We start from the raw sequence: 17664 nt of genomic DNA, 5'->3' as shown, positions 1-17664 counted from the left end.
ATGGAAAAATTTTGCCTTTAAAACGACCCTCTTACATCAAAGGTAAAAATTCATGGCCCACGATCTAGAAAAAGCGAAACAAGACTTTCTTGCCAAGCTTGCCCCACTTACAAAAGAAGCAGAGATTTTAAATTTAAAATCAGAATTCGTTGGAAAAACCGGCGTTGTCTCTGAAATGCTTAAATCGCTCAAAGATATGAACCCGGAAGAGAGAAAAACTTTCGGACCAAGAGCTAACGAACTTAAAGATTTTATCAACGATCAGTGTAATCTTCAGCTTTCAAAAATCGAAGTTGAAGAGATCAATAAAAAATTAGCTGAAGACAGAATCGATATTTCTTTAACTGACAACATTCAGGTAAAGACGACAAAAGGTGGTGGCTTCCACCCGAGAACGATCATTCAACAGGAAATCGAAGACATCTTCCTTTCAATGGGATTTGATGTTTTAGATGGTCCGCATATCGAAGATGAATTTCATAACTTTGAAGCACTAAACATTCCGGCCGATCATCCAGCTCGCGATATGCAGGATACTTTCTGGTTCCATGATCCGCATACAACTCCTGCAGACACTAAAAAATATTTACTTAGAACTCACACTTCAAATATCCAGGTGCGCGGGATGCTTTCAAGAAAGCCTCCCTTTAGATTTATCGCCCCTGGAGTTGTATTCCGTTCAGAGAGAACAGACGCTTCTCACGAAATGGTTTTCACTCAGCTTGAAGGGATGATGGTTGGAAAAGACATCTCGGTCGCCAACCTGATTTATTTTATGAAGACCATCTTAAAAGAAATCTTCAAAAAAGACGTTGAAGTCCGCCTTCGCCCGGGATTTTTCCCGTTCGTTGAACCTGGTTTCGAATTGGATATCAGATGCCTTATCTGTAGTGGGGCCGGCTGTTCAGTTTGTAAGCAGATCGGATGGGTGGAGCTTCTTCCATGTGGAATGATTCACCCGAACGTTCTTAAGGCCGGAGGAATTGACCCGAACGAATACAATGGATTCGCTTTTGGTCTGGGGCTAGATCGTCTGGTTATGATGAGATATGGAATTGATGACATCCGCCACCTGCAAAGTGGGGATCTTCGTTTCAACTCTCAATTTAAACTCTTCTAATTTTGTAAGGAAAATATATGTTAATCTCTCTAGACTGGATTCGCGATTTCACAGATGTCCCAAACGTATCAAGCAAGGATATCTATTCTAAATTCACGCTGGCAACTGCTGAAGTTGAAGACGTGCAAACAGTAGGCGAGCACCTTGAAAAAATCGTGATCGCTGAAATTTTATCATTCGAAAAACACCCTGAAGCCGACAAGCTTAACCTGGTAACTTTCACTATCGGCAACAACGATGTGAGAAAAGTTGTCTGCGGAGCAAGCAACGTAAAAGTGGGAATCAAAATCCCTTACGCTTCAATTGGAGTCAAACTTCCAAATGGTCTTTTACTAGAGCCAAAAAAGATCCGCGGTGTTCTTTCTGAAGGGATGCTTTGTTCTGAAGAGGAGCTAGGATTTGCCGAAGAATCAGAAGGAATTATGGAGCTTCCAGCAGACGCACCATTAGGTGTAAACATGCTGACGTACTTCAAAATGAAAAAGGATACGATCCTGGATATCGACAACAAGTCACTGACTCACAGACCAGATCTTTGGGGACACTTCGGCATGGCCCGCGAGTTCTCTACCATTTTCGACATTCCTTTAAAAAACCGCTTCACAAAAGAGTGGAGTGATAATCTAAAGAAAAAATACACTAATGAAAAATCGCCAATCAGTGTGCGTTTTGACGGTGAAAGCGCCGGGATCTCATACTTTGGTCTTTCAATGAAAAACGTGACGGTGGGAGAGTCTCCCGATTGGCTTAAAAACCGCCTAAAGGCCACAGGTCTTCGCTCAATCAACAACATCGTCGATGTTTCAAACTACGTGATGCTGGAGCTTGGTATGCCTCTGCACATCTTTGACCGCGACTTAATCGCTGGCGGCGAAGTTGTAATCAAAAAACTAGCAGGTGAAACAACTTTTAAAACCCTTGATGAAGTCGACAGAAAACTAATCGCTGGTGATACAGTGATTTCTGACTCAAATGGCCCGTTAGTTCTTGCCGGAATTATGGGGGGTCTAAACTCGGGTGTAAGCGAAAAAACAAAAAATATCTTTATCGAAGTCGCCAACTGGAAACCTGCAATGGTTCGCCGCACATCGACTCGTTTAGGTCTTCGTTCAGACTCTTCTCAACGTTTCGAGAAAACTCTGGACTCAAAGCTTACTGAAAGAACGCTTCTAAGAACTGTAGAAATGATCCTGGAGCTTTGTCCAGGAGCAGAGGTTGTAGGAAAGGCGGAATATGCAGGGATTGATTTAAACAGCATTCCTGTTCTTAAAATCGAGACAACTCTTAAGAAAATTAAAACAGTCCTAGGATTTGACCTGACTGAAGAGCGCCTGCTGAATATTTTCGCTCACCTTGATTTCGAAACAACAAAACAAGGCGATAAATTCTTAGTCACAATCCCAAGCTATCGCTCGACAAAAGACATCGAACAGGAAGCTGACCTGATTGAAGAAGTTGGCCGTATTATCGGTTACGACAACATCCTTCCGGGAAGCCCACTTGATATCATCGCACCAGTAAAACTAACTGAAATGCAGAAAGTTCAGCGCCGTGTGCGCGACTTTATGGTTTTACAAGCGAAAGCTTTCGAAACAATGTCGTACCCGCTGATTGGAGACTCTCTATTAAAGAAAGTTTCATGGCCGACATCTACATCGCTAAAGCTTATTGACTCTCTCTCAGTAGATCACAACCTGATGAGACCAAGCTTAATCCCAAGCTTACTAGAGGTGTGTGAAACAAACGCGAAGAACTTCGATCGTTTCCGCTTTTTCGAACTAGGGCGCGCTTACACTGAAGACCAAAAATCATTTGCGAAAGAAGCTCTACACCTAGGCGCAGTGTTTGCTGATAAAGAAAAGAATCCCTATGTAGACATGATCAACGTCGTTAGCAATCTTCTTTCTTCTCTTAACCTTTCTGCTGAATTTGTAGAGAGAAACGCAAAGTTTTCTAACCCTCTTGTTCCTACAGAGTGGATTGGAAATCATCCTTTCGAATTTCAAAACATCAGAGTGATGGGGAAGTTTGTAGGAGCTGTTTTCTCTGTACACCCAATGGTTCTTCGCGCTCTAAAAGTGAAGGGACACGTGTGTATCTGCCTTTTTGATCTATCTATGTTTGAGAATTTCTCAGCAAAAGATAAGACTAAATATAAACCACTTAGCAAATTCCCATCTTCTACATTTGATTGGACTGTCGTTGCGGCCCCTGAAACATTAGCTTCTGAGGTTCTTGGGGCATGCAAAAAAGTGAAGCTTAAAGAGCTGAAAGAAGTGCAAATTTTAGACATTTTCTCCAATGAAAATAAGAAATTTGTAACTATTCGCGCGACACTTGCCGATGAGGCCCAGACCCTAACTTCTGAGCTACTTAAACAGGCAGAAACGGCTTTAATTGACGCGACTTCAAAGGCAGGTTTTAATTTAAAATAATTTTTTTAAAAAAAGATTGAAAAAAGTATTGACGATCTAATTGGGTGTCTATATTATCGCCTCTCACCAGCCAAGCAAACTGCTTCTGAAAAAACGAACGAAACACTTCGTTGCTGGATTTTGTTCTTTAAAAATTTAAATATAGAAAAAAGATTTTGAAGGCTCTGCCTTCAATTCAAGATGAGAAAGGTCCCAAACAAAAAATATCTGACGTAACTATTCAGTCACGCTGTTAAAAGCTCAAGTTGTAATAAAGTTGAAAGTGATAAAAAGTCGGAGCCAGTACATTTCCTTGTCACTGGTAATTAATGAATAGATCAATCCGTATAGTAGTTTGTTAAATTAAATTTAAATCAAATTTTATATTGAAGCTTGGAGAGTTTGATCCTGGCTCAGAACGAACGCTGGCGGCGTGCCTAACACATGCAAGTCGAACGTGAAAGTCCTTCGGGATGAGTAAAGTGGCGCACGGGTGAGTAACACGTAGGTGACCTGCCTTTTAGAGGGGAATAACCAGAAGAAATTTTGGCTAATGCCGCATACGAAGCACGGTTTTAAGACTGTGCTTGAAAGAATGCCTCTGCATATGCATTCGCTATTAGATGGGCCTGCGGGACATTAGCTAGTTGGTGGGGTAAAGGCCTACCAAGGCGACGATGTCTATCCGGTCTGAGAGGATGATCGGACACACTGGAACTGAGACACGGTCCAGACTCCTACGGGAGGCAGCAGTGGGGAATATTGCGCAATGGGGGAAACCCTGACGCAGCAACGCCGCGTGAGTGAGGAAGGACTTCGGTCTGTAAAGCTCTGTTAATGTGGAAAAATGGCAGTTGGTCTAATAGGCCGATTGTTTGATGGTACACATAGAGGAAGCACCGGCTAACTTCGTGCCAGCAGCCGCGGTAATACGAAGGGTGCAAGCGTTGTTCGGATTTATTGGGCGTAAAGCGCGCGTAGGCGGACCTGCAAGTCAGATGTGAAATCTCGGGGCTCAACCTCGAAACTGCGTCTGAAACTACAGGTCTAGAATCTCGGAGGGGGAAGGGGAATATCGCATGTAGGGGTAAAATCCGTAGATATGCGATGGAACACCAGAGGCGAAGGCGCCTTCCTGGACGAGTATTGACGCTGAGGCGCGAAAGCGTGGGGATCAAACAGGATTAGATACCCTGGTAGTCCACGCTGTAAACGATGAACACTAGATATTGGAGGATTTGACCCCTTCAGTGTCGTAGCTAACGCGTTAAGTGTTCCGCCTGGGAAGTACGGTCGCAAGACTAAAACTCAAAGGAATTGACGGGGGCCCGCACAAGCGGTGGATTATGTGGTTTAATTCGAAGCAACGCGCAGAACCTTACCTAGGCTTGAAATCCTACGAATCCCTTTTAAACGAGGGAGTGCTCTTCGGAGAATGTAGTGACAGGCGCTGCATGGCTGTCGTCAGCTCGTGTCGTGAGATGTTGGGTTAAGTCTCGCAACGAGCGCAACCCCCATTTTTAGTTGCCAGCATTAAGTTGGGCACTCTAGAAAGACTGCCTGGGCTAACCAGGAGGAAGGTGGGGATGACGTCAAGTCCTCATGGCCCTTATGTCTAGGGCTACACACGTAATACAATGGTCGGTACAAAGGGATGCGAACTCGCGAGGGGGAGCCAATCTCAAAAAACCGATCTCAGTCCGGATTGGAGTCTGCAACTCGACTCCATGAAGTTGGAATCGCTAGTAATCGCGGATCAGCACGCCGCGGTGAATACGTTCCCGGGCCTTGTACACACCGCCCGTCACACCATGGGAGTTGTTTTTACCTGAAGCCGTGGCCCTAACCGCAAGGAGGGGAGCGTCTACGGTCGAAACGATGACTGGGGTGAAGTCGTAACAAGGTAGCCGTAGGGGAACCTGCGGCTGGATCACCTCCTTTTAAAGGATCCAGCTCTATAGGAGCTTTATCCGGTCAAATTGTTTGGAAGACCTTTCTTATTTTTGAATTTCTTTAGATCTATAAGAGAAATATTTTGTTTCAATCTAATTATAAAAATTGGGTTTGTAGCTCAGGTGGTTAGAGTACGTCCCTGATAAGGACGGGGTCGCAAGTTCGAGTCTTGCCAGACCCACCATTAATTAGGACGAATTGAAGCATTAGCTCTTTAACATTGACATAACAGGATCAGATAGAAGACGAGAACCCATGTAAGTAACGAGAGTAATGCCCTCGTTATTTGAAATTAAATTAAATATAACTTAATAACAAAATGAAAAAAGCTATTAAGGGTGTATGGGGAATATCTTGGCAGCAAGAGGCGAAGAAGGACGTATATTAGCCAGCGAAATGCATCGGGGAGTCGGCAAATAGACTTTGATCCGGTGATGTCCGAATGGGGAAACCTTCACACTTGAAAGAGTGTGAACCATGTAATGAGTAAACTAGTTACATAGGAGCGAACGCAGGGAATTGAAACATCTTAGTACCTGCAGGAAGAGTAATCAAACGAGATTCCGGCAGTAGCGGCGAGCGAAATCGGAAGAGCCCAAACCAGAATACTTGTATTCTGGGGTTGTAGGACTCACATACGGAAAGGCAATTATAGGAGAACGGTCTGGGAAGTCCGGTCAAAGAAGGTGAAAACCCTGTATCCGAAATGATTGTCCTCTAGTGAGTATCCTGAGTAGGACGAGGCACGTGAAACCTTGTCTGAAGCTGGGGGGACCACCCTCCAAGGCAAAATACTACTTGCTGACCGATAGTGAACAAGTACCGTGAGGGAAAGATGAAAAGAACCCCGATGAGGGGAGTGAAATAGATCTTGAAACCATACACTTACAAACAGTCAGAGGGTTATTGTAAAGCCTGATGACGTACCTTTTGCATTATGATTCAGCGAGTTATGATATGTTGCGAGGTTAAGCCGTTGCAGGTGTAGCCGTAGGGAAACCGAGTCTGAATAGGGCGATTAGTAGCATGTCATAGACCCGAAACGGGATGAGCTAGCCATGAACAGGTTGAAGCGGGGGTAATACCTCGTGGAGGACCGAACTCGTGACGGTTGAAAACGTCTGGGATGATTTGTGGTTAGGGGTGAAAGGCCAATCAAATTCCGTGATAGCTGGTTCTCTCCGAAATGCATTTAGGTGCAGCGTCCGACGAATACCAATGGGGGTATAGCACTGACTTGGCTAGGGGGCTTACCAGCTTACCAAACCATATCAAACTCACAATACCATTGAGTACTATCGGGCAGTGACACGGCGGATGCTAAGGTCCGTCGTGAAAAGGGAAAGAGCCCAGACCATCAGCTAAGGTCCCAAAATCGTCGCTAAGTGGAGAAGGTTGTGGAATTACTTTGACATCCAGGAGGTTGGCTTAGAAGCAGCCACCCTTTAAAGAAAGCGTAATAGCTCACTGGACTAGTGATTCTGCGCCGAAAATGTAACGGGGCTAAAGTGACGTACCGAAGCTATGGAATATGTAAATATTGGTAGGAGAGCATTGTGTTTGCCGATGAAGGCGTACCGTAAGGAGCGCTGGAGGTCTCACAAGAGCTGATGCTGAAATGAGTAGCGATAAGAAGTGTGAGAATCACTTCCGCCGTAAATCTAAGGGTTCCTGGGCCAGGTGACTCCGCCCAGGGTTAGTCGGGTTCTAACATGAGGCCGAAAGGCGTAGTGGATGACCAACAGGTTAATATTCCTGTACTTAGTAAAAATCGTTTGACTAGATGGAATGACGGAGAAAGGTAGTGAAGCCACTTATTGGTTGTGGTTTAAGTATGTAGGGGGTCGATTAGGCAAATCCGGTCGGCGTTAACTCTGAGATACGAATACGAGCGCAAGCGAAGTTCATGATCCTCGGCTTCCCAGAAAAGTTTCGCTAGGAGATTTTTATTAACCCGTACCATAAACCGACACAGGTAGATGAGGAGAGAATCCTCAGGCGCTTGGGAGAACTCTTGTTAAGGAACTCTGCAAATTGGTGCCGTAACTTCGGGAGAAGGCACGCCTTTGATGGTAAGATCACTTGCTGGTCAAGCTGTTGGAGGTCGCAGTGAAAAGGGGGTAGCGACTGTTTATCAAAAACACAGGTCTATGCAAACACGTAAGTGGAAGTATATGGGCTGACGCCTGCCCGGTGCTGGAAGGTTAAAAGGAGAGGTTATCGCAAGAGAAGCTTTGAATTGAAGCCCCAGTAAACGGCGGCCGTAACTATAACGGTCCTAAGGTAGCGAAATTCCTAGTCGGGTAAGTTCCGACCTGCACGAATGGCGTAACGACTTCCCCACTGTCTCAACAGGAGACCCAGCGAAATTGGTGAGCGCGTGAAGAAACGCGCTACCCGCGGAAGGACGAAAAGACCCCGTGAACCTTTACTGTAGCTTGGCATTGGGTTTCGATTAACATTGCGTAGGATAGGTGGGAGTTTTTGATCCGTGCATTCCGGTGTACGGGGAGACAACCTTGAAATACCACCCTATGTTAATTGGAATCCTAACCTACGATCGTAATCCGGTCGGGGGACAATGTCTGGTGGGCAGTTTGACTGGGGCGGTCGCCTCCTAAAGAGTAACGGAGGCGCACGAAGGTTCCCTCAGGCCGAATGGAAACCGGCCATAGAGTGTAAACGCATAAGGGAGCTTGACTGTGAGGCAAACGAGCCGAGCAGGTGCGAAAGCAGGTGTTAGTGATCCGGTGGTTCCGAGTGGAAGGGCCATCGCTCAACGGATAAAAGGTACTCCGGGGATAACAGGCTGATCTCCCCCAAGAGTTCACATCGACGGGGAGGTTTGGCACCTCGATGTCGGCTCATCGCATCCTGGGGCTGGAGCAGGTCCCAAGGGTTTGACTGTTCGTCAATTAAAGCGGTACGCGAGCTGGGTTCAGAACGTCGTGAGACAGTTCGGTCTCTATCCTCCGTGGGCGTAAGAAATTTGAGTAAATCTGACCTTAGTACGAGAGGACCGGGTTGGACGAACCTATGGTGAACCGGTTATGACGCCAGTTGTATCGCCGGGTAGCTAAGTTCGGAAGGGATAACCGCTGAAAGCATCTAAGTGGGAAGCCTATTACAAGATAAGATTTCTATTAAGACAACTTCTAGACTAGGAGTTTGATAGGTTGGGGGTGTAAGAGCAGTAATGCTTTGAGCTGACCAATACTAATTTGTCGTTTTGCTTTTTTTTGATTACATGGGTTCTGCTTTTATTTGGTCTTGTTTTGTGAATGTTAAAAATGTTCAAAAATGAGGTTGATTTGTAGTGTTGAAAGACATATAAACAGCTTCGAAATTATAATTTGTTAACGATATATCCAGTTTGGGTGTGTTATTAGCGAAGAGGAAACACCCGATCCCATCCCGAACTCGGAAGTTAAGCTCTTCAGCGCCGAAGGTAGTGCCAGGGAAGCTTGGTGTGAGAAAAGGTCAATGCACCCTCTTATTTTATAAAAAGGCCCAAGTTTATCTTGGGCCTTTTTGTTTTTTGGAGTATCTAAAACGTCATGACAAAACCAACAAATATTCATATCGGCCACTGTACGTCCCCTCATGGGATTAAAGGTGAGTTTTCTTTCGTTCTCTATAATTTTGATGATTCTGTATTGGAAGATGGGATGACTTTGACTCTCACTCCAAGATCTCCAGAGAGCTCTGTTCCGCAAGATGGGAAAGAGTTTAAGATTAAAACTATTCGCATTGGTAATAAGGCAATCGCCACGCTGGAAGGTGTGAGTGATCGCAATACTGTTGAGGCGATGATTCCGTTTGATATTTACCTAGCTCGTGAAGCATTTCCGGAGACGGAAGATGATGAGTACTATGTGAATGATCTTTTGGGTCTGGAAGTTTATCACTACTACACTAAGAGTCTCTTGGGGCGAGTGATGGATTTTTATGAGAATGGAGCACAGATCGTTTTAAAAATTAAAACAGACAAAGAAATTATCGAAGTGCTTTTTTTAAATCAATACATTCCAGTAGTGGATATTGAAGGTGGGCGATTGGAAATTATTCCTCCCATTTTCGTTGAGTAGTGAATGAAAAAAATTTGGATTATTACATTGTTTCCGAATTATTTTGATTCATTAATCAATTTTGGAATCACGGGGTCTGCTCTTAGAGGAGAGCGTGAGGCAAAGATTGAAATCAAGACTGTTCAGTTAAGAAATTATACTCCTAAAGATTATAAAGGCGTTGATGATTCTCCTTATGGAGGAGGTGTCGGTATGGTTATGCGTGCTGATGTTTTAAAAGAGGCGCTTTTAAAAGGTGTTGTTCAAGACGGCGGTTATGGTGAAGATTTTCGCCATAAGCTGCATATCGTGTTTCCAGGTCCGCGTGGGAAAACGTGGAATAATGAATACTGCAAAGATTTTGCAGCGAGATTTTCTGTGCCGGATTCAAAAGATCTGGTGTTTATTTGTGGCCGTTATGAAGGTATTGATGAGAGATTTTTAAATCTTTACGTTGATGAGCAAATTTCTCTGGGGGATTTTATTTTAACCGGGGGAGAAATCCCAACGATGGCCATTATTGATTCGGCCTTGAGATTTTTTAACGGGGTTCTTGGAAAGCGTGAAAGTGCTGATCAAGAATCATTTCAGAGCAATATGCTGGAGCATCCTCAGTACACGCGCCCGAAAGTTTTTGACGGTGTAGAAGTGCCAGAGGTGTTGACCAGCGGGCATCATCAAAATATTGAAAAATACCAAAGGGAAGAGGCCATGAGGATCACTAAACTTCACCGCCCTGACCTTTTAGAGAAGGATAAAAAATGAAATTGTACTTAGGACTGGTTCACCACCCGATTAAAAATAAATTAGGGGAGCTGGTGACCACATCAGTAACCAACCTGGATATCCACGACATCTCGAGATCGTGCAGAACTTTTGGGGTGAAGAAATACTTCATCATTACGCCTTTTGTGGCCCAAACAGAGCTGGTTAACGAGATTCTAGGTCACTGGGAGCAGGATAAGGCCAATGCCTTTAATCCGGACCGCCAGGACGCTCTGGCGATTGCGCAGGTTGCTAAGTCCATCGACGATGCAATCGCGGAGATTGAAAAGATTGAAGGGAAAAGACCTTTAATTGCCGTGACTGGGGCAAACTTTGATAGTTTTGACGGGGATGTGAAAGAATTGACAAAAAAGATGGAAGTTCTTAATATGCCTTGTTTTCTATTATTCGGGACTGGATGGGGGCTGCATCAGCTGGCGCTTGATAAAGCGGAGTTTAAGCTTTCACCAATTATCTCGAAAAATTCTGATGGGTACAATCACTTGTCAGTAAGGTCTGCAGTAGCGATTTATTTGGATCGTCTATTCGGAGAATAAAAAATTTATCACCTACTCGGTTAAGAACAACACGGTGTTGGTCCTCTGGGAGTAGCTCAAAAATTGAGGAGTTCATATGAACTTAATCGACATTGTAAACAAGGATCACGCGAATCCTAAAGTAAAAGATCTTCCAAATTTCCAATCGGGAGATACAATCGCAGTACACACAAAAATCACTGAAGGGACAAAGTCTCGTATCCAGATTTTCGAAGGTGTTTGCATCGGTTTCAAACAAAAAGGCGACATGAATGGTCACTTCCGTGTTAGAAAAGTTTCTAACGGGATTGGAGTAGAAAGAGTTTTCCCTTTCCACTCACCAAACGTAGAAAAAGTTGAAATCGTTCAAAAAGGTAAAGCTCGTAAAGCGAAACTTTACTACCTACGTGAGAGATCTGGTAAGTCAGCTCGTATCGCTATCGATTACGATCGTAAAGAAGACTAGTTCTTATTTAAAAAATAAAGATCTTATAAAAAGCCCCTCGAAAGAGGGGTTTTTTTTTGTTAAATTTTCACCATGTTTGATTTCAAGTTTATTAGTAAAAAATCCCAAGAGCACGAAGGCGCTTTTTTTATCGCCGGCTGTGATGAAGTGGGAAGAGGTCCTCTTGCTGGACCGGTAGTGGCTGCGAGTACCTCAATCGAAGTTTTAAACTTCGATGAGAAAGAAATTAAAGCATTACTTAGAAAATTAAAAAAACTTGGAGTCAACGACTCAAAAAAATTATCGGCAGAAGCAAGACTCGGCATTTTAGGCGAGCTTTCATTTAATGAGCTGTCGGCAAATCAAATTTATACGTTTCAGTATTCAAAAAACATTACCCTTAAAATTTTAATTAAAGAATTATCAGCAGGTGTGATCGATGAGATCAATATTCTGCAAGCATCTCTTTTGGCCATGAAGCAGGCACTTCTTGAAAGCGCACCTGTGCATTTACCAGGAGTGATCCTGGTGGATGGAAATAAAAAGCTTAAACATGAAGTGGATTTTCATGAGCAGCATGCGGTGGTGGAAGGAGATGCAAAATCTCTTCTGATCGGGCTCTCATCGATTGCGGCGAAAGTTTACCGTGATCAATTGATGAAGAGTTTGGGAGAAAAGTATCCAGGCTACGGATGGGAGCAAAATGCTGGTTATCCGACCAAGATGCACCTGGAGGCGATTTCGCTTTTAGGAGTGACTGAACTTCACAGGCTGACATTTAAGGGAGTCAAAGAAGTTTATGCAGAAAGGGGATATGGTAGAGGCGCAAGTCTCTAGAGAGTTTCATCAAAAGGGTTTTGCGGTCCTGGTCTCCTCGCTTGTTCTTCGGGCACAAAACTTAGGTCAAATTGATATCGCTTATCTCGAAAGGACAGCAAAAAAAACATGGGTTCTTAAAATCATCGAGACAAAATCTTCTATCTATCCTGCGCGTTCACAGTTGTTTCGACTTTTAAAAACACAAGACTATTTAAGTAGGGTTTTAGATGTCGAGTCAAAACTTGAAGTTAAGTTTTGCCAAAAAGCTGATCCTCCATTAACCTTTTAGTATGAAAAAAATAATTATCTCAACTGTTGTTTGTTTTACACTTCTCTTTTCATCTGTTTCACAGGCCGCTCTTGATCCAAAACTAAAAATGTTAGGGACAATGGCCGGATATGGAGTTGTTGGGGGAGCGCTTTTAGGAACTGCAACAATGGCCTTTGGAGCTAATGGACGAGCGATTGCGAAAGGAGCATCTCTTGGTCTTTATGCCGGGCTTATTTTTGGTGGGTACATTATTTTAAACTACGAAATGAAAAAGCGTGGTTATGGGCAAGAGACTAAAGAAAATTACTATCCAGACAGCTCTGGAGAATACGAAGACCCGCAAGGGAATCTTTCTTTTCAATTTGATGAATTCCGCCTGGCGCAGGTAGAAAATAAAAAGGACCCAAAAGTGGATCCTTCATTTTCTTGGAATTTTTTAAGTTACGAATTCTAAACTTGGTAAGTTTGTTTTCTGTTACCAAATTTCTGGTGTAGGTTTTCAGTCTCATCAGTTTCAAACTGCTCTTCAATTAATTTGAATGCATCGAAGTTATAAAGCTTAAAAACTTTTAAGAATTCTGTTTTTACGTTTGAAAGTTTCACCTGATCTCTGTTTTTATTCAGAATGTGAAGAGTCTCAACGAAGATACCAATCCCTGAAGATCCTACGAAATCCAGCGCGTGCATATCCAAAGTAATTGTGCATGTCGGGTTCTTTTTTGAAAGTTCTTGCAGCTCTAAACGCAGTGGCAGTGAGTTTTCATAGTCTAGTCCTCCAGACATATGAACAATAATATTTCCCTGCGAATCAGTGTGGATTTGAGCTTTCATGGCCATTTGTACGTTCCTTTTTAAAGGTTAGCTGTGCTAGAATGAGTTTAGCATTAAATCAAAAGCGATTCTCCTGCCGTTAACTTTTGCCCGTTTCGAGGAGATCTATTTACAGGATTAATTTTGTCGGAATTAACACTCGTTACACTTCCCATTGGAAACACTGGTGATATTACAAAAAGAGCGCTGGCCGCTTTAGAGTCCGGTCGCACTTTTTATGCTGAAGACACGCGTGTTTTTAAAGACCTCTTGAATTCTCTGGGCATTTCTTTTCAAGATAAATTTATTGATTCCTTCCACGACCAAAGTGTTGGGAAAATTGATGTGATCGTCGGAAAAATTAAAAACGGCGAATCAGTTTATTTGGTCTCAGATGCCGGAAGTCCGATGGTCTCTGACCCTGCTTATCCGCTTTTAAAACGCCTTTTAGAAGAAGGTATTGAGATTAAGACTCTTCCTGGGGTAACTGCGGTTATTACGGCGTTGGAGCTCTCAGGACTTCCGCCACACCCGTTTCACTTTTGGGGATTTCTCGCGCGAGCAAAAGGTGAGAAGAGGGACTTTTTTAAAGGCCTTAACCGAGTGGTGGGAACGCATATTTTCTTTGAATCTCCTCATCGCATTTTTGAAACGATTGAGCAGTTTTTTGAAGTGAATGCAGACAAGACGTTGGTTATCGCGCGCGAATTAACCAAAACGTATGAGTCTGTTTACAGGCTTTCAAAAAGCGATCTGCCTAATCTTAAAACCATCGTCGTAGATAAAGGCGAGTTTGTTGTTCTTTTTCATAATGAAGTGGAAAACGGAAACTCGGTTAATCAAGACGAAGTCAATGACCTCATTAACGATTACCTGGAAAATGGCGGCAGTACTAAGAAGCTGGCGAAGATTTTTTCTAAGGTTCTCGGCAAAGACACTAAGAGTGTCTATGACCAACTAAGCCGGTAAGGTTAAGAAATAATTTTCCGCTGGAAGCATTCTCCTGTAAAATTATTTAAACTAATCAAGTTAACAATGAAATTCATGGGACGCTTATGCTAGTTAGGATTATTGGCGGTCACGGTGGGGTATCACCAGGCTTTAAAGCAACTTCTTATCTGATTGATGGAAGACTTTTAATTGATGCAGGCTCAGTTGCTTCAGGTATCCAAATTGAAGAGCAGTCACATATTGATTACGTACTTATTTCTCATTCACATCTCGACCATATTTCTGATCTTGCCTTCCTCGCCGACAATTGTTTTGGGATGAAGGGGAGACCTTTTGAAATTTATGCCAACACTCCGGTGAGAGAGGCGATTAAGACTCACTTGTTAAATGATGTGATCTGGCCTGATTTTACGGCCCTTCCCAATAAAGAAAATCCGACACTGCGTTTTCACGATATCAAACCAGAGATGTCCTTAGTGTTAGGAGATTATCGCATTCTTCCGGTGCCGGTGAATCATTCAACAGGGGCCTTAGGATTTATTATTGAAAGAAAAAATGCATCTGTTGTTTTTACGCAGGATACGGGACCTACTGATGCTATCTGGGAATATGCTAAGCAGGTGAAGAATTTAAAGGCGATTTTTACTGAAGTGAGTTTTCCCAACGCACTCTCACAAGTAGCGCGTGACAGCCAACACCATACTCCGGCGACGATGAAAGCGGAGATCAAAAAAATGCCTCCAGATGTACCAATTTTTCTTGGGCACTTAAAACCGAATTTTCAATCGCAGCTTTTTAAAGAGATTGAAGATTTAAAAGATGAACGTATCACGATCCTGGGATCAAGTGATACGTCCTATGTTTTTTAGTCATTGATGATTAAGGCATACCAGGCAGGATAAACATCTGACGAGTTGGGATGTTTACCGGTGTAAAACGGGCCGGGGCCTGTTTTGGAGTTCCGCTTAAATCCGGGCCAGATGGAGTTTCATCTTTTTCTTCTCTTCTTGATGATTTCTCTTCACGTCTGTCAGTACATGTTTTCTTTTCAGAGTCCCATGCGTATCTGATACCAGGGCGACCATCATTTGAATCCTGAATCCACTTGTCATTTTTATCATTACATTTTTTCTCTTCATCAGAAGATGAGTCTTTTTTGTTGCTTGCTTTAGGGTCTTCGATACAAGATTTCTTATCTTCAGAAAGAACCAGTGTTTTTGGAGGACTCATCGCCGCACCTTCTTCACTACAGTTTGCTTCTGTTTTTAGGACTGAAGCTTTAGGATCTTCGATACAAGATTTTTTGTCTTCAGATGGAACCAGTACTTTCTTTGGATCCATGGCCTCGCCTTCTGCTTTGCAGGCCTCAGCTGTTTTTATACCCGATGCTTTATCCGCTTTAGGGTCTTCAATACATGTTTTTTTATCTTCAGAAGGGATAAGCGATTTTTTAGGATCCATCGCTTCGCCTTCGGCCTTACAAACTTCTGCTGTCTTTAGGGCCTTAGGATCTTCAATACATGTCTTTTTGTCTTCAGAAGGGATAAGTGATTTTTTAGGATTAAGGGCCTCACCTTCGGCCTTACACATTTCTCCACTCTTAAGACCTGAAGTGCTTGGGTCTTCAACACACGTCTTTTTATCAGTAGAAGGGATGAGTGCTTTTTTAGGGCTCATGGCCTCACCTTCGGCCTGGCACATTTCTCCAGTCTTTAGTCCAAGGACAGCTGGGTCTACACATGATTTTTTATCTTCTGATGGCACAAGTACAATCTTAGATTTTTTATTTTCGCTTTCGGCCTTACAGATCTCCGGTGTTTTTGGAGAGAGTGTTGAAGGGTCAACACAAGATTTTTTATCTTGAGATGGGAAGAGAACCATTGCTGGTTTTTTATTACTTCCTTCTGCCAGACAGATGTCTGGTGTTTTAGGAGAAAGGGTTGCTGGGTCTACGCAGGTTTTTTTATCTTCTGATGGCACAAGGGTCATTGCCGGAGTGAGTTTCTTTCCTTCCGCCAGACACATTTCAGATGTTTTTAATGAACCTTCACTACTTAAGACACCATTTGATGGAGTCAGGTTCTCGCAGCTTGAGCTTCCTGAAATAGAGAACGTTACGTTCTGACCAGTTTTATCTTTTTGTCTAAGTTCCAGTCCACGTCCTAGCTCATCTGAAATCAATTCAATTTTCTGTGAACACTCGGAAGACTTTAATTCTTTATCTTTTAATTTACAGACAACTTTTGATGTATCGAATTTATTTTCTCTATAAGGAAGATTTCGTACGAAAATACGTTGTTTGTTATTTGGGCCATCAATTTTAGTACAGCTGACAGCATTGCCCATTCCTGCAAATGTGCTGTCGATAACACTTTCAAGTTTCAATTCATCAAGTGCTGTTTCTGCTTTGGCCTGAGCGCGGTTGAGCAGTCTTTCGTTAGAGTTGATAAAGTGAAGAACTCCCTGGATTTCATCCAGGTTTTGCTGATTGAGCACTTCCAGGAATTTATTGTAGTTACAACCCTGGATATTTTCCTGAATAAAGCCCGGATTAGCGACGGCCTTTCTGCAGGCCTCATTCTTTTTCATCCAATCAGAAAGTTGTTTTAAGTGTTCAGACATCGCAGATGAGATCGCCGTTTTTTCGTCAACCAGAAGTTCTGACTCTGAACCGATTTTGGCATTTTTAAGAGCGCCAATTAAACGGTTTAAAGGAGCATTTCTTACTTGTCCCAGGTAATTAGCATCAAAAAGTTTTGTGCCTTTTCCTGTTTTTTCAAAACTCTCAACACTACACAAGCGGTCTTGAGCGTGTGTCAGAAGTTTTTTAAGCAGGTATTTATCGTTTGCATTGAGAGCAAATTTTTTATCAGAAGAGTTTCCAAACTTAGCGTTACTCGCTTTATAGAGATCATCGATAACATCGCCGATTTTACTTTTTTGGATATAAGCAGAATTGTCGCCATCATCAATGGCCTTTAGAAAATCAACTAAACCAGGAGTGCCTTTTTTGATATCGTCAGCATCACTACCAAACTTTGCTGCTTGATAAAGTTTTGCTACTTTTTTAAGAGAGTTTTGGTATTCCTGATAAATGGCCGCTTCAAAAGCTTTTCCTTCGTATTCCTTTTTTGGATCATGGGGAACAAGTAGCATGTTGCCTTTAGAATCGACAACAGTGTCTTTGCCTTCGTAGTTTAAAAATTTGGCCTGAAGCTCAAGGTAGAGTCTTTTGAATTCTGCTTTTTCGGCCACGCAATTAACAGAAGCGGCCTGGGCAGAAGTTAATGAAAAAAACGCAGGAATGAGAATCATTCCCAGAACACGCGACCATTTTTTTAAGGTGGTTTTCTTCATTTTTTCCTAATCTAGCTTCGTCTAATCATCGGTCAAAAATACATTGTTACAAAGGCTAATCGGCTTATCCTTAATAAAACTTGAGAAATTGGATCAAGTGTTTATGTTTTATGTCTTTTCAACTGCCAAAAAAAATGGCCAAATAGGGGTCCTCAG

At 42.8% G+C, this 17664-nt stretch carries 12 protein-coding genes, 1 tRNA gene and 3 rRNA genes; 14 read left to right on the top strand and 2 right to left on the bottom strand.

What is annotated here, in order from left to right; genetic code table 11:
• Positions 1–52: 52 nt before the first annotated feature.
• The 12 genes from pheS (at position 53) to C0V70_RS10595 (ending at position 12844) form a co-directional block, all read left to right on the top strand.
• Positions 53–1120: a phenylalanine--tRNA ligase subunit alpha gene (gene pheS, locus C0V70_RS10655; protein ID WP_102243844.1), complete on the top strand. Its 1068-nt coding sequence runs from the start codon at positions 53–55 to the stop codon at positions 1118–1120.
• Between the two features lie 17 nt (positions 1121–1137).
• On the top strand, positions 1138–3555 hold the full coding sequence (gene pheT / locus C0V70_RS10650; protein ID WP_102243843.1) for a phenylalanine--tRNA ligase subunit beta: 2418 nt from the start codon (positions 1138–1140) through the stop codon (positions 3553–3555).
• 369 nt (positions 3556–3924) lie between these two features.
• Positions 3925–5475 (top strand): 16S ribosomal RNA (locus C0V70_RS10645).
• 119 nt (positions 5476–5594) lie between these two features.
• Positions 5595–5671, top strand: a tRNA-Ile gene (locus C0V70_RS10640).
• A gap of 138 nt (positions 5672–5809) precedes the next feature.
• Positions 5810–8728, top strand: a 23S ribosomal RNA gene (locus tag C0V70_RS10635).
• Between the two features lie 134 nt (positions 8729–8862).
• A 5S ribosomal RNA gene (gene rrf, locus C0V70_RS10630) occupies positions 8863–8979 on the top strand.
• The 16S, 23S and 5S rRNA genes sit together here with 1 tRNA gene alongside, the layout of an rRNA operon.
• 65 nt (positions 8980–9044) lie before the next feature.
• The gene (rimM, locus tag C0V70_RS10625) at positions 9045–9575 is read left to right on the top strand and encodes a ribosome maturation factor RimM (RefSeq protein WP_102243842.1); all 531 of its coding nucleotides are present in this window, start codon (positions 9045–9047) and stop codon (positions 9573–9575) included.
• Positions 9576–9578: 3 nt separating this feature from the next.
• Positions 9579–10319 carry a tRNA (guanosine(37)-N1)-methyltransferase TrmD gene (trmD, locus tag C0V70_RS10620; RefSeq protein ID WP_102243841.1) on the top strand — a complete coding sequence of 247 codons (741 nt, stop codon included), beginning with the start codon at positions 9579–9581 and terminating at the stop codon, positions 10317–10319.
• The gene (locus C0V70_RS10615) at positions 10316–10876 is read left to right on the top strand and encodes an RNA methyltransferase (RefSeq protein ID WP_102243840.1); all 561 of its coding nucleotides are present in this window, start codon (positions 10316–10318) and stop codon (positions 10874–10876) included. Before trmD ends, C0V70_RS10615 begins: the two co-directional genes overlap by 4 nt.
• Positions 10877–10952: 76 nt before the next feature.
• Positions 10953–11321 (top strand): 50S ribosomal protein L19, encoded by a 369-nt coding sequence (rplS, locus tag C0V70_RS10610; protein ID WP_102243839.1) that lies wholly within the window; start codon positions 10953–10955, stop codon positions 11319–11321.
• A 72-nt stretch (positions 11322–11393) separates the two neighbouring features.
• The gene (locus C0V70_RS10605) at positions 11394–12137 is read left to right on the top strand and encodes a ribonuclease HII (protein ID WP_102243838.1); all 744 of its coding nucleotides are present in this window, start codon (positions 11394–11396) and stop codon (positions 12135–12137) included.
• 272 nt (positions 12138–12409) lie between these two features.
• The gene (locus C0V70_RS10595; RefSeq protein ID WP_102243836.1) at positions 12410–12844 is read left to right on the top strand and encodes a hypothetical protein; all 435 of its coding nucleotides are present in this window, start codon (positions 12410–12412) and stop codon (positions 12842–12844) included.
• On the opposite strand, the gene C0V70_RS10590 is transcribed toward C0V70_RS10595, so the two are convergent.
• Positions 12841–13227 carry an STAS domain-containing protein gene (locus tag C0V70_RS10590; protein ID WP_102243835.1) on the bottom strand — a complete coding sequence of 129 codons (387 nt, stop codon included), beginning with the start codon at positions 13225–13227 and terminating at the stop codon, positions 12841–12843. The two genes, C0V70_RS10595 and C0V70_RS10590, sit on opposite strands and share 4 nt — an antisense overlap.
• 117 nt (positions 13228–13344) lie before the next feature.
• Between C0V70_RS10590 and rsmI the strand changes: the two genes are divergently transcribed.
• Positions 13345–14169: a 16S rRNA (cytidine(1402)-2'-O)-methyltransferase gene (gene rsmI, locus C0V70_RS10585; protein ID WP_158649649.1), complete on the top strand. Its 825-nt coding sequence runs from the start codon at positions 13345–13347 to the stop codon at positions 14167–14169.
• 86 nt (positions 14170–14255) lie between these two features.
• Positions 14256–15020 carry an MBL fold metallo-hydrolase gene (locus C0V70_RS10580; protein WP_102243833.1) on the top strand — a complete coding sequence of 255 codons (765 nt, stop codon included), beginning with the start codon at positions 14256–14258 and terminating at the stop codon, positions 15018–15020.
• A 10-nt stretch (positions 15021–15030) separates the two neighbouring features.
• On the opposite strand, the gene C0V70_RS10575 is transcribed toward C0V70_RS10580, so the two are convergent.
• On the bottom strand, positions 15031–17508 hold the full coding sequence (locus tag C0V70_RS10575) for a hypothetical protein (protein WP_102243832.1): 2478 nt from the start codon (positions 17506–17508) through the stop codon (positions 15031–15033).
• Between the last annotated feature and the right edge of the window lie 156 nt (positions 17509–17664).

Source organism: Bacteriovorax stolpii, from assembly GCF_002872415.1.
In the GTDB taxonomy this organism is placed as follows: Bacteria; Bdellovibrionota; Bacteriovoracia; order Bacteriovoracales; family Bacteriovoracaceae; genus Bacteriovorax; species Bacteriovorax stolpii.
The sequence above is the reverse complement of the archived record's forward strand: the minus strand, read 5'-3'. Positions and strand labels throughout refer to the sequence as shown.